This is a genomic window from Paraburkholderia aromaticivorans (genome assembly GCF_012689525.1).
GTDB classification, from domain to species: Bacteria; Pseudomonadota; Gammaproteobacteria; order Burkholderiales; family Burkholderiaceae; genus Paraburkholderia; species Paraburkholderia aromaticivorans_A.
Genome location: NZ_CP051516.1, coordinates 126,261 through 151,952 on the forward strand (window position 1 = coordinate 126,261; position 25,692 = coordinate 151,952).

The window sequence follows — 25,692 nt, forward strand, 5'->3', positions numbered from 1 at the left end:
GGTAGGTGTATTTGCTTTTAATTTCTCCTGCCGGCCGGCGTTGATCTGCCCTACCGGACGTGCCGATTATTCCATCCAGAATTATTATCGGTCAATCACTAATAATATTAATTATTGGCTTTTTTGCCTCGGTAATTACCCTGACCGAGCCGCGTTCGACGAGCGGACCGTCGAGCTTGACCATGCGATGCCGAACCGGCGCGCCGGCGGCGCGGTTGTGTTCTTCCTGCAGCAAGGTTTCGACGGCCCAGCGTCCCAGTTCGTAGTTCGGCAGCACGACCGTCGAGAGCGGCGGATGCGTGTGGCGGGCGATTTCCTGGTCGTCGTAGCCGAGCACCGAGACGTCTTCGGGTACGCGCAGGCCGAGTTGCTTCAGGGCTTCGATCGCGCCGATCGCGGTGAGGTCGTTGGCGCAGAAAATCGCGGTCGGCGGATTGGGCTCGCGCATCAACGAGAGCGTCAGTTCGAAGCCGAGGCCCGAGCTCCAGTCGCCGTCGCGCACCATTTCCGGCGCGTAGGGCAGGTCGGCGGTCGCGAGCGCGGTGCGGTAGCCTTTCAGACGGTCCTTCGAGGCATCCTGCCAGGGTTCGCCGTTGATATAACCGATCCGCCGATGTCCGGCTTGCAGCAGATAGTCGGTCGCCAGATGGCCGCCGGCTACTTCGGCGGGCACCACCGACGAAAACCCGCCTTCGCCCGTATAGCAGTTGAGCAACACCGTCGGCACCTGCGACAGCGCCGCCGGCGGCGTCACCTTGCGCGTATAGACGGTCGCGTAGATCACGCCGAACACATGCGGATTCGACAGCGTGGTATCCAGCACCTGCTTCTCGATGTCGGCGTTGCCGTGCGTCGAATAGACCGCCAGCATCTTGCCGCTGGCGTAGGCCGCATCGCGCGCGCCGTCGATGTTTACGACCGGATGCGGACTGGTGGAAATCTCGTCGGCGAGATAGACGATCAGATTGCGTTCATCGGCCGAGGCCGACACCGGCTCGCGCAGCGACAGCCGGTAGCCGAGGTCGTGCGCGGCCTTCAGCACCTTGTTGCGGGTAGTCTCCGAGAACTTCGCGCCGGTCGCGTTGTTCAGCACCAGCGAGACAGTCGATTGCGACACGCCAGTGAGCTTGGCGATATCGGTCATGGTCGGACGGCGTTGAGTCGATTTTTTCATTGTGCGGGCCGCGCTGCAGCGGCGCTAAAGCTGGGGCATGCCGTGGGCATCTTGGTGCTTGACGGTACCACTAATAATATGCGCACGGCAACGCGCGGTAACCCGTCATTTGGGAGGCTTGATTCGCCTCCTGCATCATGCCCTGTCCGACAAATTTATTACTAATAATATTGACGGTTGGGCTCTGGCGTGCGATTCTCGGTCGCGCGGATTCTGACAGTTCGCCGGCCGCGCGCTGTGCGCGGCACGTCATAGGAGACACCGATGCGTGTTCATGCCGCCATCCGCCCGAGGCACCGCCTTTTCTGACCATGCGCGACGTTTCCTTGAATTCGATCCGGCCGCTCGCGACCGGACTCATGTGGCTCGACGATCCCGCGGTCGTGGCCACGGTCGTCACGCTCTCGGCTGGCGCGCTGCGTGCCGTGATCGCGCCCGAAGTAGGCGGCGCGCTGGCAGCCTTCTATGAAACGACGCCCGACGGTCCGTTGCACTGGCTGCGGCCGGCCTCGGCGGCGGCGTTCGCTGAACGCGATCCGCTGCGCATGGCGAGCTTTCCGCTCTTTCCCTACTGCAACCGGATTCGCGACGCGCGTTTCGACTTCGACGGCCGCACGATCGATCTCGCCGGCAACGACACGCGTTTCGCCCACGCGCTGCATGGGAATGCGTGGCGGCATCCCTGGCAAGTCGGGGCGCGTACCGAAAGCTCGGTGGAACTGCACTTCGAACATGAGCCGGATGCGCGCATACCCGGCGACTGGCCATTTCGCTATCGCGCGCGGCAGCGTATCGAGTTGAGCGGCGGTGCATTGCGTATCACGCTGTCAGCGCAAAACCTGGCCGGGCAGCCGATGCCGTTCGGCATGGGGCATCACCCGTACTATCCGCGCACTGCGCAGACTCGCGTGTACGCCGACGTGGAAGCCATGTGGCACGCCGACGCCGACGTATTGCCGACGCATCTCGGTCCGCATCCCGCTGTGAACGCGTTGCGCGAAGGTATGTCGCCGGACGCTTTCGATCTCGACAACAACTTCGCGAACTGGTCGCGCGAGGCGACCATTGCGTGGCCCGACGAACACCGTCGACTGACGATGACGGCCGACGCGCCGTTCGATCACATGGTGGTGTTCGCGCCTGCCAACGACGCGCAACTGTGCGTGGAACCGGTGACGAACACCACGGATTGCTTCAACGCGGTCGGCCTGCGTGAGCATGTGGGCGGCTGCGTGTTGCAGCCGGGCGAGGAGATTGCCGCGACGTTGAAATGGACGCCGCACAAGGACTAACGTGCGGCGCGTGCGCTCGGGTTAGCGTCTATTCGACTCGCAAGCGCGCCATATACGGCAAGTGATCCGAGAGCCACGCGGTTTCCTGCGTCGGCTGGATCCATTCGATCGGCTTCATGCCACGCACGAACATCTTGTCGAGCGCGAGTGCGGGCGAGAAAGCCGGAAAGGTACGACCCGACTCGCCGAGCAGCGTGGCCACTTCCTGCAAACCATGTTCGCCGAAGAGCGGCACGGAATCGTTGCGCCAGTCGTTGAAGTCGCCGGCCAACACAAGTGGACCTTCGGGCGCTTCCTTCGCGATCCAGTGCGCGATCCAGTTCATCTGACGCAAGCGGGCCGAGCGTGTAAGCGCAAGATGCGCGCACAGCAGCGTGACGGAATGACCACCGAAAGTCGCGCGCGCCACCAGCAAACCGCGCTTTTCGAAGCGATGCGCCGAGATGTCCCAGCGTCCGCCGAGATCCAGCGGATGCGGCGACAAAATCGCATTGCCATGCCGCCACGACGGTTTGAAAACGTTCGGTCCGAGCGCGATTTCGAGTTCGAGCGCCCGCGCGATTTCAGTGGCCTGACAATGCCATACATCGCTCAACGGATCGGCGAGCGGTGAGCCGAAACTGCTCGCCAGCACCGGCGACGGCATGCGTCGCGCCATCGCTTCCTGTAAAAAATAGGCGTCCGCGTGGGTCGATTGCACCCAGCGTTGCATGGCCTGCCAGGCCTGAAAGCCGAGCGGTGTGCGGCCTTTATGCAGGTTCCAGCTCACCGCAACGAAATCCTTGGGCGCTACGCTCTCGCGGATCAATTCTTCGGGGTTTCGCATGCCGCGTTGTCCACGTGTTCTGGTTGGGGGCGTTGGTTAGTCGCGTGCCGTTTGCGTGTTCTGATGCGTGTTGTTTGCATCAGTTCGATCAGTTTGCCGTGTTTGCGCTGTCCGCGAGACTCGCACGCACGCGGTAGACCAGGTTCGGGTCTTTGTCGACGATGGTCCAACTGGCCCATTGCCCCGTCGCCACCTTCAGACCTGGATGGCTCGCGCTCACCTGGCGCGGTTGCGGCGGCAGCTTGCAGCCGGTATCGGTTTGACGCGCGGCGTTTTCCTCAAACGTTTCCTGCGCGTCGATCGACAAGGTGACCCCGCTCGCATCCGCCTGCAGCGGCGAGACGGTCAGCGTGCGCGCCAGATCGATACTGCCGGCGGGCTGATCCTTGCAGCCGACGCTATGCTGCACCATCTGATGATGCGTGTCCGTACGCGCCTGGCCGACGGTGGTGGTGCCGTCGAACGCGTCGATTTGCTGGCCGTCGCGCATGACCTGCAACTGCCATTGCACGACCTGCTGCGCTGGGCGTTGTGGTGCGCTTTGCTGTGCGCCTTGTTGTGCATTCGCAAGCAACGAAGTGCCGAGCAACACGGCCACGATACTGGTTTTCCACATAGAAGAATTCTCCGGTCACGAGATCCGGCCGCGTAGTCAGAAGGCCATCTTACCCCCGATGGGCGCAACGCCTTTCTGACACGTCAAACGGGGCCGGGTTCAGCAACAATCCATTTCAGATAAGGCTGGGAATCACCAAAAACAACCCGCTGTTAGCAGCAGAGTCGCGAGACTGCTGGCTTGCACGCGAATATGTCCTCGTTACACTGGACCTGAAACGGTGCCCATCAGGCGCCGCAGCAGCAAGACCAGCCAGACGGGGTGAGCGATGACAACAGCAATGGTCAAACAAGAAATCGCCGTGGCATCTTTCAGCAGGGTGTACGACCTCGATCAGGTCGAAACCGCGCTGAACGATCTCGGTGAAGGCGCGAACGAAGCACTGCGCGCAACCTACGAAAAGATGCTGAAAATCGGTAATCTGCGCTTTTGCGTGAAGCCGAACCGCATGCCGTCGATCGACGATCTGATCGACGCGCTGCCCAACTTTTCCGCACCGCTCGACGACATCCGCAAACAGGTCGCCTTGTGTCTCGAGACGGAAGACCGGCTCGAACTGATGCCGATCCTTCTGCTCGGCGACCCCGGCATCGGCAAGACTCACTTCGCCAAGCAGTTGGCGCGCCTGCTCGGCACCGCGTATCAGTACGTGGCGATGAGTTCGCTGACCGCGGGCTGGATTCTGTCGGGTGCCTCGTCGCAATGGAAGAACGCGAAACCCGGCAAGGTGTTCGATGCGCTCGTGAACGGCAGTTACGCAAATCCGGTGATCGCCGTCGACGAAATCGACAAGGCCACCGGCGATTCGCAATACGATCCGCTCGGCGCGTTGTATGCGTTGCTGGAGCACGACACGGCGCAGACTTTCATCGACGAATTCGCCGAGATTCCGATCAACGCCGGCCATGTGATCTGGATCGCGACGGCGAACGACGAACGCTCGATTCCCGAGCCGATCCTGAACCGGATGAACGTGTACGAGATTCCGCCGCCGGATCGCGACGGCGCGCGCCGTATCGCGCAGGCGATCTACGACGAGATCCGCTGCGCGCACAACTGGGGCCTGCGGTTTCCCGAGGTGCTCGGCGACGCCGCGCTCGATGCGCTGATGCGGGCGTCGCCGCGTGAAATGCGCCGCGCGATTCTCAACGGCTTCGGCGCGGCGCGTATCGACGGACGGGATCATGTCGAAGCGGGCGACATTCGCCTGGACCACGGAAACCGGCGAAAACCCATCGGTTTTTGAGCATCTTTGCCACTTTTTCGTAGGAAAGCCGCCTTCGGGCGGCTTTTTTGCGGCCAAAACCAGGAATCTCTGCCCGAAACACACTGAATGCCGCGGCAATTATTGCTATTAGTGAGATGCAGCCTCGGCAGCGCCTCACATTCGTCCCACATACGAAGAAGCGAGCGCCGCGACCCCCGACGGCGTACACTAATTAAGTCCGGCCGCTATGTTTGAGACCCGCTCAAGACCGCATGCCCGCAGTCATTACCGACTGCGGGCATTTGTGTCTGTAAGGCGTCGTACAATTTTGCGTAGCGGTTGCGAATGGACAGGTGCGTTCGGCAGCGAGCGGTGTAAGTCGCGCGAAAGCCGCACCCTGTCTTCATCTTGATCGGGTGAACGAGGTAGCGCGCGGCGACGTTGGCCGCGTCAAGGGACATGGACCAAATCGAATGTGTAGTGATCGGCGCCGGCGTGATCGGTCTCGCGGTGGCGCGCGCACTGGCGGCGCGAGGCCGCGACGTGATCGTGCTGGAAGCGGCCGAAGCGATCGGCGTGGGCACCAGCTCACGCAACAGCGAGGTGATTCACGCGGGCATCTACTATCCGCGCGGCTCGCTCAAAGCCGCGCTTTGCGTGCGCGGCCGCGAGATGCTCTACGACTACTGCGTCGAGCGCAACGTGCCGCATTCACGTTGCGGCAAATTGCTGGTGGCCACGTCACGCAACCAGATTCCTCAGCTCGAAAGCATCATGGTCAAAGGCCGCGACAATGGTGTGCTCGACCTGATGCGAATCACCGGCGACCAGGCTCAAGCGCTCGAACCCGCGCTCGAATGTGTCGACGCGGTGTTCTCGCCGCAGACGGGCATCGTCGATAGTCATCAATTCATGCTGGCGCTGCAGGGAGACGCCGAACGCGACGGCGCGGTGTGTGCGTTTCACGCGCCGGTCGAAGCGATGGAAGCGAGCAACGGCCGCTTCATCATCAAGGTGGGCGGCGGCGCACCGACCACGATCAGCGCAGCTTGCGTGATCAACAGCGCCGGTTTGCAGGCGAATGCACTGGCGCGCCGGATCCGCGGACTCGACGCGCGCCATGTGCCGCCGCTCTATCTCGCGCGCGGCAACTACTTCAGCATCTCGGGGCGCGCGCCATTCAGCCGCCTGATCTATCCGATGCCGAACGAGGCCGGGCTCGGCGTGCATCTGACCATCGACCTCGGCGGCCAGGCGCGTTTCGGTCCCGATGTCGAATGGGTCGATGCGATCAATTACGACGTCGATCCGCGTCGCGCGGAATCGTTTTATGCGGCGATTCGCGCCTATTGGCCCGCGCTTCCGGACGACGCATTGCAGCCCGCGTATGCGGGGATTCGTCCGAAGCTTTCCGGTCCGGGCGAACCTGCCGCCGACTTCGTGATTCAAGGTCCGGCCGCGCATGGTGTGCGTGGACTCGTCAATCTGTTCGGTATCGAGTCGCCGGGATTGACGGCGTCGCTCGCGATCGCGCAGCGAGTGTGCGAGTTGAGCGGACGCGCGTGATTTGAGCGCGGTTCGCAGCGACGGTTTCACTGCGAGCGCTCGACTCGTGCGCGGTTCGCGCATCGCGCGCTTCACCGGGAGCGCTCACCTCGCCTGCGATCGATTCGCATTCCGCGCGACATTCAGACGCAGAGTCGTACCAATTCGGTTATCTCTATCATTTGGACCGTCACGCGTGACGGCTTCATTGCTATCCTTGGGGACCGCTGTCACTAGAACGGCGATCAGTCAATATAAATGGAGTGAGTCCCCATGAAACCTTCCCGTCGTACGTTTTTGATCACCAGCATTGGTGTGGCGTCCACCTTTGCGCTGTCGCGCCAGGCATTCGCCGACGCACCGAAAGTCTCCGAAACCGATCCGACCGCGCAAGCACTCGGCTACAAGGCAGACGCCAGTAAAGTCGATAAGGCGAAATTCGCCAAGTACGCAGCGGGCCAGGACTGCGGCAACTGCAGTTTCTACCAGGCCAAGCCGACCGACGCCTACGGCGGCTGCCCGATGTTCGCCGGCAAGCAGGTCGCGAGTAAGGGTTGGTGCAGCGCATATAACAAGAAGGCCTGATTACCCATCAGCCGCACACGCGCTCAGTGTTGCGCGAAATGCGCCGCAACATGGCAGTGCGCATTCGAGGTCCCATCATTCAGACGTCTGCCACCCCGCGCGGCAGACGTCTTTTTGCTGCTTGAAAACCGCTTGTGCGCTCTTTACACTCCAAGGCGACCTCTACGTCTCGCGCTCTTTTTTCTCGCTCGCGCTAATACGGCATTGCACTAAAACGACGCACTACAGGATACTTTTGGCAGGCTGGAGATCCGAATGACACCAGCGTCAAGGAGCCTTCATACGCGAGCCGTCGTCGCGGCTGTGATCGGCAATGCACTCGAGTGGTACGACTTCACCGTGTTCGGTTTTCTGACGGTGGTGATCGCGCAGTTGTTCTTCCCCGCCGGCAACGACTATTCGTCGTTGCTCCTCGCCACCGCGACGTTCGGCGTCGCCTTCGTCATGCGGCCGATCGGCGGCATCGTACTCGGACTCTACGCGGATCGCGCGGGACGCAAAGCGGCGTTGTCGCTCGTCATCGCGCTGATGACGCTCGGCATTCTGGTGCTGGCGATCGCACCGCCGTATTCGGCGATCGGCATCGGCGCGCCGTTGATGATCGTAGTCGGACGCTCGCTGCAAGGCTTTTCCGCCGGCGGTGAATTCGGCAGTTCGACGGCGTTGCTGATCGAAGCGGCGCCGTTTTCGAAGCGCGGCTTCTACGGCAGTTGGCAGATGGCGAGCCAGGCGGCGGCGCTGCTGCTCGGCGCGCTGGTGGGCGCCTTGATCACGCGCGGACTGTCGCCCGAGGCATTGAAATCCTGGGGCTGGCGCGTGCCGTTCATTCTGGGTTTGATCATCGGTCCAATTGGCTTTTATATCCGCCGGCATCTCGCGGATTCGGAAGCGTTTCTGCTCGCGCAAAAAACCGCGCGGCGCGCGACGCTCGGCGAAGTCTTCAGGACTCACACCCGCGACGTGCTCTGTGGACTCGGCTCGGTGATCGCGCTCACGGTGACGATTTACGTGCTGATCAGCTATCTGCCGACCTTCGCGGTCAATCAACTCAAGCTGCCGTTCGCGCAATCCTTTTACGCGGTGATCGTCGGCAACCTGCTGCTGACGGTGCTGTCGCCATTGGCCGGCGCATGGTCGGACCGGATCGGGCGCAAGGGGCTGTCGCTGTGGTCGCTGGTGATTACGCTCGTGATCATTTACCCGCTCTTCGCGTGGCTCGCGGCGGAGCCGAGCGTGTCGAAACTGATTCTCGTGCAGGCGCTGCTGTCGATCACGTTGTCCGGCTATTACGGGCCGTTCGGCGCGCTGATCGCAGAGCTGTTTCCGGCGAACGTGCGCTCGACCGGTTTATCGCTTGCCTACAACATCGCGGTGATGGTGTTCGGCGGCTTCGGCCCGTTCGTCGTGACGTGGCTCATCAACACGACCGGCTCGCCCCTCGCGCCGACTTACTACGTGATGGGCGGACTGGCGTTGTCGATCGTCGCGGTGGCCTGCATTCCGGGCAAGCGCCACGCGGATCTCGACGCGCATCGCAAACCGGCCTGAACGGCGGACGGGTTTGAGCCAGGCTTTGACGCCGGCTGCGGGCTCTTTTAGTCACTTTGCCACGACACCTTCTCTCGCCGCCGGCAGTGTCTTCGCCTAGTTGCGTGCCTGTATCAACGGCGGCCGCTTGTCGAACCACGGCCGCGCTGTTTCGAGCTGCGCGGCCAGACGCAGAAGCGTTGCTTCACCACCGTCGCGCGCCGCGAACTGCACGCCGACCGGCAGCCCACGCGCATTCCAGTAGAGCGGCACCGACATCGCCGGCTGGCCGCTCAGGTTGAACAGTTCCGTGCAGCCGGCCCACGTAAACGCCTTGTTCGAGGCTTCCGTCAGCACCTTCTTCATCAGCGCTTCGAGCGGCATGGTGGTGACGGCGCGCATCTGCATCCGTTCCGCCGAAGTGGGCTGCATCTCGCCGATCTTGATCGGCGGCGCGGCGAGCGTGGCGCACAGAATCACGTCGTAGCGATTCAGCAGATCGGTGAGCCGTTCGGTGATACGGCGCTGTTCTTCGAGCGCGGCAGGCAGTCCGCGTTCGCCGAGTTTACGGCCTACATGCGCCATCGTCCACGTCGAAATTTCGAATTCGGCGCGTAGCGGTTTGCGGCCGCTGATGCGCTCGGCGTTCAGCACCAGGTCTTCCGCTGTGACCGACCAGAGCGTGAGGAACGCATGACGAACCGCCGCGAAATCGATGCCGAGCGACACCGGTTCGATGTTATGGCCGAGCGAGCTGGCGAGTTGCGCGGCGTCGTCGAGCGCGGCGCGCGCGTCGGCGGAAAGCGACGGCGCGAGCATAGGCTCGGTGACGTACGCGATATTCAGCGGCTTGCACGGCTCGCGGCTCGCGCTCAGAAACGTGCCCGGCGCGCCGAGCGGCCGGTCGACATTGCCGCCAAGCAGATCGAGCAGCAATGCACTGTCGCGTACGCTGCGCGACACCGCATGATCGACGCCGAGTTCACCGGACGCCACCGCCGCAGTCGCGCGCGGCACACGTCCGCGTGAAGGTTTGAGGCCGAAGAGTCCGCAGCATGACGCCGGAATGCGGATCGACCCGCCGCCGTCCGACGCATGTGCGAGCGGCACGATGCCGGCGGCAACTGCCGCCGCCGCGCCGCCGCTCGAGCCGCCAGGCGTATGGTCGAGATTCCACGGATTGCGGCACGCGCCGAACAGTTCGGGCTCCGTATAAGGCATCTGACCGAGTTCGGACGTGCTGGTCTTGGCGAAGATGTTGAGGCCGGCCGCTTTCGCCAGTGCGACCACCGGCGCGTCTTCGGTGGGAATGAAATGGCGGTAGTGGCGGCTGCCCATGGCCATGCGCAGTCCGGCGACCGGCGCGCCGAGATCCTTGATCAGATACGGCACGCCGGCCAGCGCTGTTTGCGCGCTGACGCCATCGGCGTTGTTTGCGCCGTTCGCACGGCTCGCGTCGTCGCGTGATGCGCGTTGACGGGCTGCATCGTAGTCCTTCAGGACAATCGCATTGATCGCAGGATTGACGGCTTCCGTCCGTGAAATCGCGATGTCGAGCAACTCGCGCGCGCTTGCTTTGCGCTTGCGTACCAGTTCGGCGAGGCCGGTGGCGTCATGGGCGAGATAATCTGAGTGCACGACGAATGAGCCCTCGCTATCGAGTGTTGAATCGGCCGGCAGTCCATGCGCGCGATGAACCGCGCCGCGAGGTACCGTCGCCTGGATTGATCGTCACACATGGAAAAGACGGCGTGCCACCGACACGCCGTCTTTGAGAGAGTAACTGAGTTACGCACGCGAGTTACTGGCGCAAATCAAAAGCGCCAACAAAAAAGCGCAATGGGCGCGCGCAATTAATCGACGCGAATAGCGGCACACACAAGCGCGCCAACTAGAACCGCGCGTTACAGACGTTCGCCGAGGAACGTGAGCGTGCGGCCATGCGCCAACGCGGCGGCACGCTGGTTATACGATGCGCGGTCCGAACAGTTGAAGCCGTGATCGGCGTTCGGATAGATGTTGAATTCGGCGTCGGTGCGACCGGCGAAGCGTTCCTGAATCTCACCGACGGCCGACAGCGGGATATGCGCGTCGAGTTCGCCGTAGTGGAATTGCATCGGCACCTTGATCTTCGCGGCTTCGTCGAGCTGGTTCTGGATGCCGCCGCCGTAGTAGGCGACCGCGCCGTCGAGCGTGCCTTGCGCCGCAGCCAGATACGCGAGCCGGCCGCCGAAGCAGTAACCGATTGCCGCAACCTTGCCGGTCACTTCCGGCATCGCGCGTAGCGCGGCAGCGGCTGCGCCGATATCGGACACGGCTTCGTCGAGTTTGAGTTTCTGCATCAGCTCGATGCCTTTCTCGCGATCGGCGCCGTCATACGTCAATTCCACGCGCGGTTGCACGCGCCAGAACACGTCCGGTGCGAGCGCCACGTAGCCGTCTTGCGCGTACTGATCCGCGACCGAACGGATATGGCTGTTCACGCCGAAGATTTCCTGAATGATGATGACGGCCGGTCCCTTGCCGCCTTTGGGCAACGCCAGGTAGCCGCCGAAACTGTCGTTACCGGCGGGAATGTCGATCCATTGGGAAGTGGTGCTCATGTTGCTCTCCATTGACTCGCGCGCGGCTGTGCGAGGTCGGTCTGAATGAACGCCAGAGGCCTGAATACCTGAAGCGGGCGGTCAGTTTGCCATCAAAAGAAACGCCGTGCAGCGGGGCTCCATGCGGTGGAAATCTCGTAAGGGGATTGAAACGTTCTCGATAATTCATTTTCCCCGCGCGGGCCGCCTCGGTACATTGAAGCGTATTGGCTCGCTAGTGTCGCGAGCGCATTGACGGGAAAGGAATCCATCATGAGTGAAGGCAGTTTTGTGACGCCGTTTGCGGAGCGTTTCGGGTTGCGCGTGCCGGTGGTACAGGCGCCGATGGCGGGCGGCGCGACGACGCCGGCGCTGGTCGCCGCGGTATCGAACGCCGGCGGTCTCGGTTTTCTGGCGGGCGCGGCGCTCTCGCCCGAGAAGATCGCGAGCGAAGTCGCGGCGATCCGCGCGCTGACGGATCGTCCGTTCGGCGTGAATCTGTTCGTGCTCGAACCGGCCACGCCCGACGACGCGACCGTGCGTACCGCGCTCGAAGCCATCGATCCCTTGCGCCACGACCTCGGTTTGCCGCCGGGCGCTCCGCTCGCGCGCTACGCGCCGGATTTCCGCGCGCAACTGGACACGCTGATCGAATTGCGCGTGCCGCTGGCGAGCTTCACATTCGGCTTGCTCCCGGCCGACGACGTCGCCCGTCTGCACGCGAACGGTCTATATGTAATAGGCACCGCGACGCATGCTGCCGAAGGTGTGGCCTGGCGCGACGCGGGCGCCGATGCGATTGCCGCGCAAGGTGCGGAGGCGGGCGCGCATCGTGGCACATTCATCGGCGCATTCGAAGACGCGCTGGTCGGCACGATGGCGCTCGTGCCGCAACTCGTCGACGCGACCGGGCTGCCGGTGCTCGCCGCCGGCGGCATCATGGACGGACGCGGCATCGTCGCCGCGCTCGCGCTCGGCGCGCAAGCCGCGGTGATGGGCACCGCGTTTCTCACCTGCCACGAGAGCGCGATTCCACAGGCATGGAAAACCCGCGTGCGGTCCATGTCCGACACGTCGACTTCGGTCACGCGCGCGATCACCGGCCGCCATGCGCGCGGCATACGCAATCCATTGATGCAGCGTTTGAGCGAAGCGGCGCAGAAGGTCGCGCCGTATCCGGTGCAAAACGCGTTGACGCAGGAGTTGCGGCAAACCGCGAGCCGCGCGGAAAACGGCGACTATCTCTCGCTATGGTCAGGCCAGGGCGCGCCTTTAGGCCGCGCCCGCCGCGAAGGTCTCGGCGCCGCCGAACTGATGGGTCAACTCGAACACGAATGGCGCGACGCGACCGCGCGCATCGCCGCGTTCAAACGCTGATTCAGCACGATCCGGACGGGGTCCGGACGTGCCTGCTTTTCAAGCACGAAGCCTATTCGGATGATTAACGGTTTAACACGCTAAAAGCTTTAGGCCATGCTGTTAGACGAAAGCCTCACATAGCGGAAACCCGCATGGGCTGGTGCTTTCCAGTCACTCTCTCCAGTCCGGATCAGTGCCTGTTGGATAAACGCTATTAGTGTTCATCCCACTTCCTCAAAAAAGCCCCACAAATTAATTTGATGGCCTACACTTGCGCGCAAGTACGGTTTGCCGCCTGCCACAAACAGTCCGGTGAGCGTGCTGGCCAAGTGCATGAACGATGCAACCGGCGTGGTCGTCCACGGGACTGAGCGACACGTGTAGGGGAAGCGGGGGCACAGGGCGATTACGTTGTTTTTGGGACCGAAACTGGAGACTTACATGAACATCAAGATTCAAAAGTTGTTGCCGATCAGCGCTGCGGCGATGCTGTTCGCGACGTTGGCAACTTCGGCTGCAGCCGACACGGTCGTCAAGATCGGTCACGTTGCACCGCTGACTGGCGGTATCGCTCACCTGGGTAAAGACAACGAAAACGGCGCGCGCCTGGCAGTTGAAGAAATCAACGCCAAGGGCCTGACGATCGGTGGCCAGAAAATCACGCTGCAACTCGATGCGCAAGACGATGCAGCCGACCCGCGCACGGCAACTCAAGTCGCCCAGAAACTGGTCGATGATAAGGTCGTCGCAGTGGTCGGCCACTTGAATTCGGGCACGTCGATCCCGGCTTCGAAGATCTATAGCGATGCAGGCATCGTGCAGATCTCGCCGTCCGCAACGAACCCGGTCTACACGCAACAAGGTTTCAAGACGACGTTCCGCGTCGTGGCGACCGATGCGCAACAAGGTCCGGCACTGGCTAACTACGCAGCGAAGGGTCTGAAAGTGAAGAGCGTCGCGATCGTTGACGACTCGACCGCCTACGGCCAGGGTCTGGCAAACGAATTCGAAAAGACCGCCAAGTCGCTGGGCCTGAACGTGATGTCGCATGACGCGACGAACGACAAGGCTGTCGACTTCCGCGCGATTCTGACGAAGATCAAGGGCGAAAACCCGGACGCGATCATGTACGGCGGCATGGACGCCACCGGCGGCCCGTTCGCCAAGCAAGCCAAGCAGCTCGGCTTGCGCGCGAAGGTGCTGGCAGGCGACGGCGTGTGTACCGACAAGCTGTCGGACCTGGCTGGCGACGCAACCGACAACATCGTCTGCTCGGAAGCCGGTATGGCGCTCGAGAAGATGGCTGGCGGCTCGGCGTTCCTCGCCAAGTATCAGAAGCGTTTCGGTCAGCCGATCCAGATTTACGCACCGTTCACGTATGACGCTGTGTATATCATCGTTGACGCTATGAAGCGTTCGAACTCGACCGATCCGGCGAAGATCCTGGCAGCAATGCCGAGCACGGACTACAAGGGTGTGATCGGCGAAACCACGTTCGACTCGAAGGGTGACCTTCAACACGGCGTGATCTCGCTGTACAACTACAAGAGTGGCAAGAAGACGCTGCTCGACGTAGTGAAGATGTAAAAATCGCGTGACCGAAGGCAGCGTGTTGTCTGTCTTCGGTTGCATGGTTTAAAAGGCACGCGCGCCGCAAGGTCCGCGTGCTTTTTCTTTTGCGGTTTCTTTTTGCGGATCCCCATCGTTCGGAGAGACTGCCGTGACCCCTGTGACCCGTTCGTTCGACGACGCATGGCGCCGCTGGATCGCTGAAAATCTGCTGCTCGATGCACCGTCATCCGCGTTGCATGGCGCGCTGGTCGGCCACGGTTTCGACGCGGGCGATGCCACTCGAGAAATCGACGCGGCGCTCGCGAGTCCTTATTTTCACGGTGCAACGCGTCTGCGCAATCGTTTGCGTAAGCGCGAATGGATTTTGTCGGTGTACGGCGAGCTCAATCGCATGCGCGCGGCGAGCGGTGTGATCGAACGGCGCGAACGGTTATCGTGCGACGCGTTCTTTGAGCAGTACTACTTTCAGAACCGGCCGGTGATCATCACCGGTGCATTCGATTTTTGGCCTGCGCGTTCGCGATGGAATTGGAACTACCTTCGCGAGCAGTGCGGCGATTGCGAAGTGGAAGTGCAGTTCGGCCGCGAATCGGACGCGAATTACGAAATCAATCAGCCCAAGCTCAGGCGCATGATGCGCTTTGCCCATTATGTCGACCTCGTCGAGCAGAGCGGGCCGACTAACGATTTCTACATGACCGCCAATAACACCTCGCACAATCGCGCGGCGCTCGCGGCGTTATGGTCCGACGTGCCGCCAATCGACGAATATCTCGACGCCGCGTCTCCCGATAAGGGTTTCTTCTGGATGGGACCGGCTGGCACAAAGACGCCGTTTCACCATGACCTGACCAACAATTTCATGGCGCAGGTGATTGGCCGCAAACAGATCAAACTCGTGCCGCTGTCCGACACGCCGCATATGGCGAACCATCTGCATTGCTATTCGCTAGTGGACGGCGCAGCGATCGACTACGACAGTTTCCCGTCGATGCGGCAAGCGCAGTTGATCGAATGCACGCTCGCGCCCGGCGAATTGCTGTTTCTGCCGATCGGCTGGTGGCATTTCGTGGAAGGACTCGACGCATCGGTGACGATGACCTTCACCAATTTTCTGCGCGGCAACGACTTCTCGCGTCACTACGATACGTATCACGAACTGTGACGCGCGGATGAAGCGAGCGCGGCTCGTCGGCGCTGCGTAGTTAGAGTGTGACTCGCGCAGCCCGACGTGCCGATAAAAAAACAGCGAGCCGGTTGCCCGGCTCGCCGCCCCCCTTCGACGCCTGTTTTTATCGCGCCGCTACGTGCTGTCGTTATTCTTGTTCGTCACTTCTTTGAAGCGAGGCCGCCCAGACCGCCGAGCAAGTTGCCGCCAGTCGCACCGCCGGCGGACGTCGCCGCGCCGCTCAAGGTGCCGGTGACGGTGGTCAGGAGGCCGGTGATCGGTGCGAGCGGGTTGCCGGTTCCGCCGCTGCTACCGGATCCCGTGGCCGAGCCCAGCGCGCCGGTCAGCGTCGACACCACCGATGTCGCCGGTGCGAGCAGATTGCCGCCGCTGCTCGTCGCGCCGCTCAATGCGCCCGTAACCGAGCTCACGACGCCGGTGAGCGGCGCAAGCGGACTGCCCGAGCCCGCTCCGCCGAGGCTGCCGGTCAAGGTGCCGACCACGTTGGTCAACGGCGCGAGCGGGCTGCCGGCGCCGCTGCCGCCCGTCAGGCCGCCGCTCAAGGTGCCGGGCAGCGCGGTGAGGATGCTGGTCAGCGGGGCGAGCGGCGAGCCCGCGCCGCCGCCGCTGCCCGGATTCAGAATGCCCGTGATGCCGCCGAGCGGATTGCTGCTACCGGAGCCGCCCGCCGTCAGCAGGCCGCCCGCGGACGTGACCGTGTCGCCGAGCTTGGTGACGACGTTGCCGAGATTGTCACCGATCGGATTGCCGGTCGCGCCGCTGAGCTTGCCGCCGGCGCTGTCGAGGCCAGGGCCGATTGTCGAGAGCAGTCCGTTCAGCGGTGCGCCGAGACCGGTCGTGTCGCCGACGGTTTGCGTCGTCTGCACGAGCGTGCTCGTGATCGGCGTGATCGCGGTGCTGACCGTCTGCGTGACTTGCTGGATCGGGCCGTTCGTCAACTGCGAGCCGAGTTGCGTCCCCGGGCCGCTAACGGCGTTGCCGACCGTCGAGACGGCGCTGCCGAGCGGATCGGTGGAATTGCCCAACTGGCTCAAGCCGTTCGCCACGCCCGTACCGACTGCGGTCACGCCGTTGCCGAGATTCGACACGACATTGCCGAGCGCCGTGGTGGTCACCGGATTCGCGCCCGGAATCGGCGTGAGGCCGATCTGGCCGCCGACGGCGGAGACGGTTTGGCCGACGGCGGTGACGACGTTGCCGGTGTTTTGCACGACGACGCCGACGGGGTTGGCGCTGGTGGGCGTCGGAGTTGGCGTGGGCGTCGGTGTCGGTGTCGGCGTCGGCGTTGGCGTTGGCGTGGGAGTCGGCGTGGGAGTCGGCGTGGGCGTGGGCGTTGGCGTTGGCGTCTGCGTCGGCGTCCCGTCGCCCGATCCGCTCCCCACGCCCGGCCTGGTCAAGGTGCTTCCGCATCCCGTCAGGATGATCATCAACGCGACGCACATGGCGATCGCCGTCAGCTTGAATTTGCGATTCATGGTCCGGTCCCCCGTAGTTTGGTCATTACTTGGGGGAACTAATTGCAAGGCCTATGCCATTTCTATCTGCGTGGCCGTCTAACGAAAGAAATGCATATGAATCAACGTGTTGGCCACATGAGAGCAGAAGCCGGCCAGGCTTCATTCAACCGATGTGTCGCGGAACACCTCAGCGCGCGGCCGATGCGTAACGTAACGCAAGGCGAGCGCGTTTCGTATGCCGCCGCACGCGACGACGCAGCAGCGGCGCGCCTTCGCGTCAGATCTTCAAACGCCGCAACACCTTCGGACCGACGAGCGCGATCAACGCGGAACAGATCGCGACCACCGACAACCCGATCGGCAAACTGGTCACCTGCGTCACCGCGCCGATGATCACCGGCCCAAGCAGCAGCCCGAAGTACGCCAGCCCGGCAACATGCGCGAGTCCTTCCGCCGGATGAATGCCTTTGACGCTCGCTGCCGCCGCGAACAGCACGGGCATCATGTTCGCGAGCCCAAGACCCATCAGCGTGAAGCCGATCAGCGCCGCAACCGCATTCGGCAGCAGCAGCGCGCCGACCATCCCGACGCAGGCGAGCGTCGCGCTTGCCATCACCAGTTGCGGCGCGCCGAAGCGGGCGCGCACCGCGTCGCCGGCAAATCGCGCGGCCGCCATCCCGCCCGAGAACGCAGCGTAGGCCGCGCTCGCGAGCGCGGGCGTGGCCAGCACGACATCGCGCATATAGACGGTCGCCCAGTCGTACATCGCGCCTTCCGCGATCAGCGCGACCAGCGCCATCGCGCCGAGCGCCCACAACGCCGGCGAGCGCCAGCGATTCGCGCGCGGCGTGGCGGAGTCGGGATGATCGGCATGCGGCACGTGCGGCAGCACGGAAGGACAGGCGGCGATCAGCACGAGCGCGCTGACCGCGGCAGCCAGCGCGAGATGCACCGCCGGCGCCATGCCGCGCGACAGCAGCGCGCCGCCGACCGCCGCACCGAACATCCCGCCGACGCTGAACATGCCGTGCAACGACGACATGATCGGCTTGCCGAGCGCTTTCTCGACGGCGCTCGCCTCGGCGTTCATCGCGACATCGAGCGTGGCCATGCCCGCGCCGAAGGTGGCCAGCACGACCAGCAGCAGCCAGTAAGCCGGCACCACCAGAATCAGCGCCGCGCACACCGCCATCACGAGGCCGCCCGTGAGGCAGGCGCGGCGCGTGCCGACCCGCGCGATCCACGAAGCATTGGCCGCCATCGCGCCGATCGAGCCGCCGGCGACGGCCAGCAAGGCAAACGAGAGCAGTGCGGCGTTCAGATGAAAACGGTCGCGCACCGTCGGCACGTGCACTCCCCACGACGCGTACATCATGCCGGCGATGAAGAACACCGCCATCGTGGCAATACGGGCTCGCTGCCGCGCGGTATCGGAGAGGTCGCGGTGAGCGGCGGGAAGGGCGGCGAATTCGGAGGAGCGGTCTGACACGGAAATCTCGAGGAGGGGTGACGCGCGAGAAAGCGCGTTGAAAGCGAATTTCCGATTCTAACGAAGCATGCTGTCTTATGCTTGGAAGGCGCAATCCGCCTACTTGCGATTGTTCAGCCTGGACGTGCCAGGCGTCGGGCGGTCCGCTTGCCGGTTTTTGTGATTCGCCGCTCATCTATCGAGGAACACGCACTTGAATATTCCCGCTCACGCTCCGCTGCATCTGCTGCACACAGCCGCTGTCGGCACGCTCGCCACGCACGCGCGCCAGCCGGAAGGTTTCCCTTATCCGTCCGTGCTGCCGTTCGCGCCGAACTTGCAACATCGTCCGACGATCCTCGTGAGCCGGCTCGCCGAGCATACCCATAACCTGCACGCCGACCCGCGCGCCGGTTTTCTGGCCGTCGACGCCCCCGACGGCGACGTGCTGAGCGGCCAGCGTGTCACCTTGCTCGGCACCTTCGAACCGGTCGACTCGACGCCCGAAGTGGTGCAGCGTTATCTGCGTTATCACCCCGACGCGGAGCGCTACCTCGTGCTCGGCGACTTCACTTTCTGGGTTATGAGGCTCGAGCGGCTGCGTTATATCGGCGGCTTCGGTGCAATGGGGTGGCTTGCCGGCGATGAACTCGATCCATTGCCGCCACTCGGTTTCGATGAAGAGAACGCGCTGATCGCGCAATTCGCGGCTCACTCCGGCAGTAAGGGTGAATTTCAGCTGCTTGGCGTCGATCGATATGGCGTGGATCTGAAACTGAACGGTGAACGCAGCCGTTTTCCCTTCGACGATGCCCAACCCAATACTGAAACCTTACGCGCGGCGCTAGAAGATTGCATGCAGCGCTACGTGAATTAGTTGTTTCCCGCCGTTTGGGGAAAACACTCATGCGTAATAACAGCGCAGACCGCCTGTCGCAATAGGTTACGACGTCTCATGTTAAAGCTCTCATGGCGTGAAATGTTGATGCCAAATCGCAATCTTAAATTTCATTTTTTGATAGTCAATCCCGTAATTACTGATGCCGACTGCGTTTTTCAGCAAAATGCGAAATCAGCTATTTGAAAGGGAGTGATGTAGTTCGGTGGTCGACGGAAATTTTTTGAAACGAATTCGGATTAATTTTACGCACTCTCTTCTGTAATCTTTCTATTTTGTGTTAATCTCGCCATCAAATTCCGAGGCATGATCCACCTTCAAAGGGCAAGCTGGCTTAAGACTGGCAGTCATTTATCCAAACCACAAAGGGAACCTATGTCTTCCTACAAGGAACTACTCGCCCAGCGCGAGAAGCTCGAAAAGCAGATCGAAGAAGCGAAGTCGCGCGAATACGCTGAAGTGTTGAATGAGATCAAGCAGAAAATGACCGACTACGGCATTTCTCTGACAGAACTCGGCGGCGGTCGTGCCGCCAAGGGTGCTAAAGCCGCGCGTCCGCGCGCAGGTGTCGCACCGAAGTATCGCGACCCGGATAGCGGCAGCACGTGGTCGGGCCGTGGCAAGCCGCCGCGCTGGATCGCAGGTCTGGATCGTGAGAAGTTTCTGATCCAGAAGTAATGTTTTGGCCAGCCGCTTCTTTGCCAGCAACTAATGCTTCTGGCCATCAAGTCATACGAATAGCTTCAATCAGATGCACTTTATAGCGTCTGCCGTTGCGAAAGAGAACCGCGTACCGTCGAGGACGCGGTTTTTTATTGCCACAACCAATGCCGTGGTTTTTGTCGCGTGAACTCCACCAAGCTTGAACGCGAATGCTTTTCGTTTAGATAAGCGGCTGATTTAAAAGGATTTTTTTAGACATCTCCAGCGCGTTTCGAGATGCGCCGGGTAGAATGCAAGAAGTGAACTTTCATGCCGCTTCTGAGATGCCTGCCGCCACCGCTGCCCAATCCGCCGAAAAACATCGCGTTGCGCGCAAAAGTACCTTTGTCAGTATTGCGCTCAATACGGTGTTGATGACGCTGCAAATCGTCATCGGTGTGTTTGCGCACTCGCAGGCATTGGTCGCCGACGGTGTCCATTCCCTCGCCGATCTGATTTCCGATTTTGTCGTGCTGATTGCCAATCGGCACAGCGGCGCAAAGCCTGACGCAGATCACAATTACGGACATAGCCGCTATGAAACCGTGGCGTCGTTATTTTTGGGCGCGCTCCTAATCGCAGTGGGCGTCGGCATGTTGTGGCGAGCCGGAACGCGTCTCGCCGATTTGCAAAACATCCCCGCCGTGCATATGAGCGCGCTCGCGGTCGCGGTGCTGGTTCTGATTTCCAAAGAGAGTCTGTTTCGCTACATGCTGCGCGCGGCGCAACGCGTGCGTTCCGCCATGTTGATCGCCAATGCCTGGCATGCGCGCTCCGACGCGGCGTCGTCGTTGGTGGTCGCGATCGGTATTGTCGGCAGCCTTGCCGGCGTGCGACTGCTCGATCCGATTGCCGCGGCGATCGTCGGCTTCATGGTGGCGCGCATGGGCTGGATGTTCGGCTGGGACGCGCTGCAAGATCTCTCCGACCGCGCGCTCGACAACGCCGCCACCGCCGACATGCGCGCGCTGCTGCTCTCGACGCCCGGCGTACGCGACGTGCACGAAATGCGCACGCGCAAGATGGGCGACTTCGCGCTCGTCGACGCGCACATTCTGGTCGATCCGCTGATCTCGGTATCCGAGGGACACTACATCGCCGAGTCGGCGCGTCTGCGCGTGCTGACGGACAACCGCGTGCTCGACGCGTTGATTCATGTCGATCCCGAGAACGATGCGCTTGCGCGTCCGCTCTTCAATCTGCCTACTCGCGAGCGGGTGATCGCGGAGGTGAACACCGCGTTGGCGCCTCACGGCGTGAAGGCGGCGGCGGTGAATATCCACTACCTGAGCACGGGACTGGATGTCGAAGTTGTGCTGCCGGATGCGTTGTCGTCGGGCGCGCTGGACAGCGAAACGCAACGGCTTGGGCGGATAGATCTGGCGGCGCTCAAGACTCGCCTGGGCGCGCGCAGAGTGGAACTGCTACAGGAATTGGACGCGGTGTCCGCGGAAGCCGATCCGGCGACGCTCGGCGCCAAAGCCGGCGTGGCCATTGAAGAACGTACTAAGGCGACGGAACCGCACAGCGCGACTTGATACCCGCGGCGCCGCGCGAGCATGCTGCCGCGTGGCGTCGTTAAGCCATCAACGGATCACAGCGGCAGTTGCGTATCGAATTTGATCTCGCGCAGCACCACGCTCGTGCGAACCTGCGCGACGGCGGGAATCTTGAAGATGCGTTCGTGCAGAAAGCTGTCGTACGCCTTGATATCCGGCGCGACGATCTTGAGGATGTAGTCCGATTCCCCGGTCGTGCTGTAGCACTCGGTGACTTCCGGGCAGGTGGCGATTTCCCGCTCGAACTGTTCCACGCCGCCTTCGGTGTGCCGCGTGAGGTGAATATGCGCGAGGGCGCACACGTGCAGCCCGAGCTTTTCCCGATCCAGCAGCGCCGTGTAGCGCTGGATGACCCCCGATTGCTCCATGTCCTTGATGCGCCGCCAGCATGGCGTGCTCGACAGGCCGACCTGGTCGGAAATTTCTTGCACCGAGCGGCGTGCGTCGAGCTGCAATAGGCGCAGGATTTTTTGTGAGAACGTATCGAGTGTCAACTGCGCCTCCGTTTGCGTCGCCGTATCAACGCATGGTAGAGGGCGCGAAAACGAAACGCAATGTAAAACGGCTTCGACGAGGGAGATTACCTAATTTGCCGGTTCCTCAGCGGCGTTTTGTCCTGTGCCGTCCCCATCTTTACCCGCTGCGAGCGTGATCGCCTGACTTGCGCGCAGATCCTTCAACATGTTGCAGAAAAGCGCGCCTTGTTCGATCGCGTCGTCCAGCGCCACATGCGTATGCGGATGTTCGTCGAACCAGTGTTTGGGAAAGCGCGGCTTGATGTTCTTGCGGTACGGCAGGCCGGTCATGGCGAAGGCCAGCGTCTTGATGTCGAGCGCCGACCAGGAAAACGGACAGCGGCCAACGAACCGCATCATGTACCAGAACATATAAGTGAAGTCGAAGCCGGCCGGCATCGCCACGAACACGGGTTTGCCCGGCAACGCTTCAACCCAGTCGACATACGCCGCCAATGCGGCCGCCGGCGTCTGCAAGTCCTTGCGGCAGGCTTCCCATGCTTCGGGCTGCGTCTTCCACCACGCTTCCTGCACGGGATGCGCCTTGGCTCCCTCAAGCAACTCCAGATTCGCCGAGAAGGTGGCGATCAACTGCTTGTCTTCCGTGTAGGCGGCGGAGGCGAAACTGAGCATGGAATGCGGACCCGGGATCGGGCCGTCCGCTTCGACATCGGTGCTCACGTAGATTTCGCTGCTCATGCCTCGACTCCGTCGGCGACGTACGGATTGGTGCGGCGTTCTGCGCCGAACGTCGAAGTGGGACCGTGGCCCGGAACGAAGGTAACGTCGTCACCGAGCGGCCAAAGTTTTTCACGGATCGAGCGCACCAGATCCTCATGATTGCCGCGCGGAAAATCCGTGCGCCCGATCGAGCCGGCGAACAGCACGTCGCCCACCAGCGCGAGTCGATGCGCGCGGCTGAAGAACACCACATGGCCCGGCGTATGGCCCGGGCAGTGATAGACCTCGAGCGTTTCGTCGCCGAACTGCACGCTCTCGCCGTTCTGCAACCAGCGATCCGGTTCGAACGCTTCGGCGGCCGGAAAGCCGAAGCGCGTGCTTTGATCCGGCAGCTTGTCGAGCCAGAAGTGTTCGTCGGGATGCGGGCCTTCGATCGGCACGCCGTAGTGCGTGGCCAGCGTCTTCGCGCCCGCGCAGTGATCGATGTGACCGTGCGTCAGAAAAACTTTTTCGACCGTCACGTTCTGCCGCGCGATTTCGCCCTGAATGATGTCGAGGTCGCCGCCCGGATCGACGACGGCCGCGCGTCCGGTTGCCTCGCAAACGAGCAGCGAACTGTTCTGCTGGAACGGCGTGACGGGGATCAAGGTGACTTTCATGGATGACGGCGCCGCTGGAAAAACGTTGATTGTACCGGCCTCTCGCCCACGTTCGCCGAGGGTGCTGAAGCCCCGACGCAGCAGGCTTTGGGCTGCTCATTTTTGCAGCATGCGTGAAAATTCATCAAGGTTTTCAGTCGCTTGCCAACCCGGAATTCTGTTTTAGGTATAATGCACCTCATGCACAGGGAACTGTGCGTGCCACAAGGCGGTGCGTCCCCATCAAAAATGGGCACGCGGATCGCCACTCAAGTATGGGCTGTCGCACTTTTGGACGGCCATCAAGTATCGATGCTTTCGATGCACACGTCTTGCCCAGCCAGGCGCCGCGCGCCTGCTACGGACTTAACTGCCGTGACGCTGGGTGGGGCCTACGCCGCCGTTCCTGCACGCTGAGTTTCGCGCGCAAGAACGTGTTTGCCACGTTCGATGGCGGCATGTGGGGTCTGGTCAGGCTGCCGGGGACAGGTTGCGCCAGACGTGAAAATTAACCGTGCGGTAGCGGCTGAGTGAGCCGCATCCGGGCTTTGACGTTCTGCGCTCGTCTGCGCGGCGCGTTGTCGTCCATTGCCGCCGGAGTCGCAGGCAACACGCTCAAGTTTGCGTGATGCGGCTCGACAATGTGATTGCACGTCTTATGAAAACTCGGTTATCCCGTGGTCTGGGGACTCTTTTTGCCTTTTTTGTGCTGGCGGGTTGCGCCACGCCTCCGGGCGCAGGTAGCACGTCGGATAGCGGCGTGCCGCAAAGCACGAAATTGACGCAGGCGGGCTCCTTCGGACCGCAAGCTTTCGGTAGCGCGCCGGCCTCCGACGCGACCGCCCAAGGCTCGTCGCTGGCCGATGCAAAGCCTCTTACCGATGACGGTTCCGGCATCTCGGACTTTCATCAGACCGGCCGCGCTTCGTGGTACGGCCGTGGCTTCCATGGCCGCCGCACCGCCAACGGCGAACGCTACGATATGCACGCGCTGACCGCGGCGCATCGTACGTTGCCGCTCGGCTCCTATGTGCGCGTGACCAATCCGGCCACGTCGCGCTCGGTCGTCGTGCGTATCAATGATCGTGGTCCGTATGCGCGCGGCCGCGTGATCGATCTGTCCATGGCTGCCGCGTCCGTGCTCGACATGCGCCACGCAGGCACGGCGCGGGTGGAGATTGAAAGTGTGACGCAGCAGGAAGCGCGCGCTGCGGGTAATGAAATGCTGGCGTCGAACTCGGATTCGATCGCCCAGAAGTGATGTAGCGGCGGCGAGCGCGCTTCTGGCGCGCTCCTCGTAGCGCCGCGCTGCACGGCGGCCTCTTGGGTTGTGTCCGCAGAAAAACGAAGGGCCGCATTGCGCGGCCCTTTTCGTTTGTCCGTCAGCTTTACTCTTCGTCTTTCTTCAGCGCCAAGGCGCGCGTGTACAGCGCGTTGCGCGACGCTCCGGTGATGGCCGCCGCCACTTTGGCCGCGCTGCTCACCGTCAACTCCTCCAGCAGAATGCCTAGCAGCGCGTCGTGATCGTGTTCGCCGGCGGCTTCCGGCTGCGCGCCTTCCACCACCAGCACGAATTCGCCGCGTTGCCGGTTCGGATCGGCGGCGAGCCACGTTGGCCCTTCGGCCAGGGTGCCGCAATGCAGCGCTTCATGTAACTTCGTCAATTCCCGTGCGATGAGCAGCTTGCGCTCGCCGCCGAATGCGTCGGCCAGCGCCTGCACCGTTTCGACGATACGGTGCGGCGCTTCGTAGAACACCATCGCGTGAGGATGGCTTGCGAGCGCCTGCAGCGTTGCGGCGCGGGCTTTTGCCTTCGGCGGCAGGAAGCCGAGGAACGAGAACGTCGCGACCCAGTCGCCGGCCACGCTCAGCGCGGTCGCGAGCGCGCTCGCGCCGGGCAGCGGGATGACGGGAAAGCCGGCATCTCGGACCGCATCGACGAGTTTCGCGCCGGGGTCCGAGATGCCCGGCGTGCCCGCATCGGACACGTAGGCCACGCGTTCGCCCGCTTGCAGATGCTCGATCAGACGCAGTGCCGCGGCCCGTTCGTTGTGCTGATGCACGGCGACGAGCGGCTTCGAGATGCCGTAGCGCGCGAGCAACTGACCGGTGTTGCGGGTGTCTTCGGCGGCGATGCGGTCCACCAGTCCGAGCACATGCAACGCGCGCAGCGTGACGTCGGCGATGTTGCCGATCGGCGTGGCCACCACATACAGCGCGGCAGTAGGGTACTGCTGCCCTTGCGCGAGTTCGGAGAGAGGAGTCATGAGGCAGAAGACGCAAACAGACGGAACGAGGCC

Annotated in this window: 23 protein-coding genes; 12 read left to right on the forward strand and 11 right to left on the reverse strand. The window is 62.5% G+C overall.

The window, feature by feature from the left end:
- Positions 1 to 91: 91 nt before the first annotated feature.
- Entirely contained in the window at positions 92 to 1,144 is a 1,053-nt protein-coding gene (locus HF916_RS28580) for a LacI family DNA-binding transcriptional regulator (protein ID WP_168795686.1), read from the reverse strand.
- A 389-nt stretch (positions 1,145 to 1,533) separates the two neighbouring features.
- Between HF916_RS28580 and HF916_RS28585 the strand changes: the two genes are divergently transcribed.
- A complete protein-coding gene (locus HF916_RS28585) occupies positions 1,534 to 2,466 on the forward strand; it encodes an aldose 1-epimerase (RefSeq protein ID WP_206002049.1) in 933 nt (310 codons plus the stop codon).
- Positions 2,467 to 2,494: 28 nt separating this feature from the next.
- Here HF916_RS28585 and HF916_RS28590 read toward each other — a convergent pair whose 3' ends face one another.
- Positions 2,495 to 3,292, reverse strand: coding sequence for an endonuclease/exonuclease/phosphatase family protein (locus HF916_RS28590; protein ID WP_012431452.1), 798 nt, complete (start codon positions 3,290 to 3,292; stop codon positions 2,495 to 2,497).
- An 88-nt stretch (positions 3,293 to 3,380) separates the two neighbouring features.
- The gene (locus HF916_RS28595; protein WP_168792278.1) at positions 3,381 to 3,908 is read right to left on the reverse strand and encodes a hypothetical protein; all 528 of its coding nucleotides are present in this window, start codon (positions 3,906 to 3,908) and stop codon (positions 3,381 to 3,383) included.
- Positions 3,909 to 4,176: 268 nt separating this feature from the next.
- Here HF916_RS28595 and HF916_RS28600 point away from each other — a divergent pair, with 268 nt between their 5' ends.
- The 4 genes from HF916_RS28600 (at position 4,177) to HF916_RS28615 (ending at position 8,793) form a co-directional block, all read left to right on the forward strand.
- Entirely contained in the window at positions 4,177 to 5,154 is a 978-nt protein-coding gene (locus HF916_RS28600) for an AAA family ATPase (RefSeq protein WP_168792279.1), read from the forward strand.
- A gap of 420 nt (positions 5,155 to 5,574) precedes the next feature.
- Positions 5,575 to 6,681 carry an NAD(P)/FAD-dependent oxidoreductase gene (locus HF916_RS28605; RefSeq protein ID WP_168792280.1) on the forward strand — a complete coding sequence of 369 codons (1,107 nt, stop codon included), beginning with the start codon at positions 5,575 to 5,577 and terminating at the stop codon, positions 6,679 to 6,681.
- Positions 6,682 to 6,933: 252 nt separating this feature from the next.
- A complete protein-coding gene (locus HF916_RS28610; protein WP_168792281.1) occupies positions 6,934 to 7,245 on the forward strand; it encodes a high-potential iron-sulfur protein in 312 nt (103 codons plus the stop codon).
- A 255-nt stretch (positions 7,246 to 7,500) separates the two neighbouring features.
- Positions 7,501 to 8,793 (forward strand): MFS transporter, encoded by a 1,293-nt coding sequence (locus tag HF916_RS28615; protein WP_168792282.1) that lies wholly within the window; start codon positions 7,501 to 7,503, stop codon positions 8,791 to 8,793.
- A gap of 96 nt (positions 8,794 to 8,889) precedes the next feature.
- On the opposite strand, the gene HF916_RS28620 is transcribed toward HF916_RS28615, so the two are convergent.
- Positions 8,890 to 10,410 carry an amidase gene (locus tag HF916_RS28620; RefSeq protein ID WP_168792283.1) on the reverse strand — a complete coding sequence of 507 codons (1,521 nt, stop codon included), beginning with the start codon at positions 10,408 to 10,410 and terminating at the stop codon, positions 8,890 to 8,892.
- A gap of 266 nt (positions 10,411 to 10,676) precedes the next feature.
- Positions 10,677 to 11,375, reverse strand: coding sequence for a dienelactone hydrolase family protein (locus HF916_RS28625; protein ID WP_168792284.1), 699 nt, complete (start codon positions 11,373 to 11,375; stop codon positions 10,677 to 10,679).
- A 252-nt stretch (positions 11,376 to 11,627) separates the two neighbouring features.
- Here HF916_RS28625 and HF916_RS28630 point away from each other — a divergent pair, with 252 nt between their 5' ends.
- The 3 genes from HF916_RS28630 to HF916_RS28640 all read left to right on the forward strand — a co-directional run bounded on the left by HF916_RS28630 (position 11,628) and on the right by HF916_RS28640 (position 15,450).
- Positions 11,628 to 12,731, forward strand: a complete 1,104-nt coding sequence (locus tag HF916_RS28630; protein ID WP_168792285.1) for an NAD(P)H-dependent flavin oxidoreductase — start codon at positions 11,628 to 11,630, stop codon at positions 12,729 to 12,731.
- A gap of 423 nt (positions 12,732 to 13,154) precedes the next feature.
- A complete protein-coding gene (locus HF916_RS28635) occupies positions 13,155 to 14,300 on the forward strand; it encodes a branched-chain amino acid ABC transporter substrate-binding protein (protein WP_168792286.1) in 1,146 nt (381 codons plus the stop codon).
- A gap of 133 nt (positions 14,301 to 14,433) precedes the next feature.
- A complete protein-coding gene (locus HF916_RS28640; RefSeq protein ID WP_168792287.1) occupies positions 14,434 to 15,450 on the forward strand; it encodes a cupin-like domain-containing protein in 1,017 nt (338 codons plus the stop codon).
- Positions 15,451 to 15,614: 164 nt separating this feature from the next.
- Here the strand turns inward: HF916_RS28640 and HF916_RS28645 are convergent, their stop codons facing one another.
- Together HF916_RS28645 and HF916_RS28650 are read right to left on the reverse strand one after the other, a co-directional pair.
- A complete protein-coding gene (locus HF916_RS28645; RefSeq protein ID WP_168792288.1) occupies positions 15,615 to 16,949 on the reverse strand; it encodes a collagen-like triple helix repeat-containing protein in 1,335 nt (444 codons plus the stop codon).
- Positions 16,950 to 17,208: 259 nt separating this feature from the next.
- Entirely contained in the window at positions 17,209 to 18,420 is a 1,212-nt protein-coding gene (locus HF916_RS28650; protein ID WP_168792289.1) for an MFS transporter, read from the reverse strand.
- A gap of 193 nt (positions 18,421 to 18,613) precedes the next feature.
- On the opposite strand from HF916_RS28650, the gene HF916_RS28655 reads away from it, so the two are divergent.
- The 3 genes from HF916_RS28655 (at position 18,614) to HF916_RS28665 (ending at position 21,537) form a co-directional block, all read left to right on the forward strand.
- A complete protein-coding gene (locus HF916_RS28655) occupies positions 18,614 to 19,276 on the forward strand; it encodes a HugZ family protein (protein ID WP_168792290.1) in 663 nt (220 codons plus the stop codon).
- A 396-nt stretch (positions 19,277 to 19,672) separates the two neighbouring features.
- Positions 19,673 to 19,975, forward strand: a complete 303-nt coding sequence (locus HF916_RS28660; RefSeq protein ID WP_132376344.1) for an H-NS family nucleoid-associated regulatory protein — start codon at positions 19,673 to 19,675, stop codon at positions 19,973 to 19,975.
- A 308-nt stretch (positions 19,976 to 20,283) separates the two neighbouring features.
- Complete coding sequence (locus HF916_RS28665; protein ID WP_168795687.1) at positions 20,284 to 21,537, forward strand: cation diffusion facilitator family transporter; 1,254 nt, start codon at positions 20,284 to 20,286, stop codon at positions 21,535 to 21,537.
- A gap of 56 nt (positions 21,538 to 21,593) precedes the next feature.
- Here HF916_RS28665 and HF916_RS28670 read toward each other — a convergent pair whose 3' ends face one another.
- The 3 genes from HF916_RS28670 to HF916_RS28680 all read right to left on the reverse strand — a co-directional run bounded on the left by HF916_RS28670 (position 21,594) and on the right by HF916_RS28680 (position 23,413).
- On the reverse strand, positions 21,594 to 22,052 hold the full coding sequence (locus HF916_RS28670; protein WP_012431468.1) for an Lrp/AsnC family transcriptional regulator: 459 nt from the start codon (positions 22,050 to 22,052) through the stop codon (positions 21,594 to 21,596).
- 90 nt (positions 22,053 to 22,142) lie between these two features.
- A complete protein-coding gene (locus HF916_RS28675; protein WP_168792291.1) occupies positions 22,143 to 22,772 on the reverse strand; it encodes an exonuclease in 630 nt (209 codons plus the stop codon).
- Complete coding sequence (locus tag HF916_RS28680) at positions 22,769 to 23,413, reverse strand: MBL fold metallo-hydrolase (protein WP_168792292.1); 645 nt, start codon at positions 23,411 to 23,413, stop codon at positions 22,769 to 22,771. Before HF916_RS28680 ends, HF916_RS28675 begins: the two co-directional genes overlap by 4 nt.
- Positions 23,414 to 24,050: 637 nt before the next feature.
- Between HF916_RS28680 and HF916_RS28685 the strand changes: the two genes are divergently transcribed.
- Positions 24,051 to 24,653: a septal ring lytic transglycosylase RlpA family protein gene (locus tag HF916_RS28685; RefSeq protein WP_431311448.1), complete on the forward strand. Its 603-nt coding sequence runs from the start codon at positions 24,051 to 24,053 to the stop codon at positions 24,651 to 24,653.
- A 127-nt stretch (positions 24,654 to 24,780) separates the two neighbouring features.
- Here HF916_RS28685 and rsmI read toward each other — a convergent pair whose 3' ends face one another.
- Positions 24,781 to 25,659 carry a 16S rRNA (cytidine(1402)-2'-O)-methyltransferase gene (gene rsmI / locus HF916_RS28690; protein ID WP_168792294.1) on the reverse strand — a complete coding sequence of 293 codons (879 nt, stop codon included), beginning with the start codon at positions 25,657 to 25,659 and terminating at the stop codon, positions 24,781 to 24,783.
- Positions 25,660 to 25,692 lie beyond the last annotated feature (33 nt).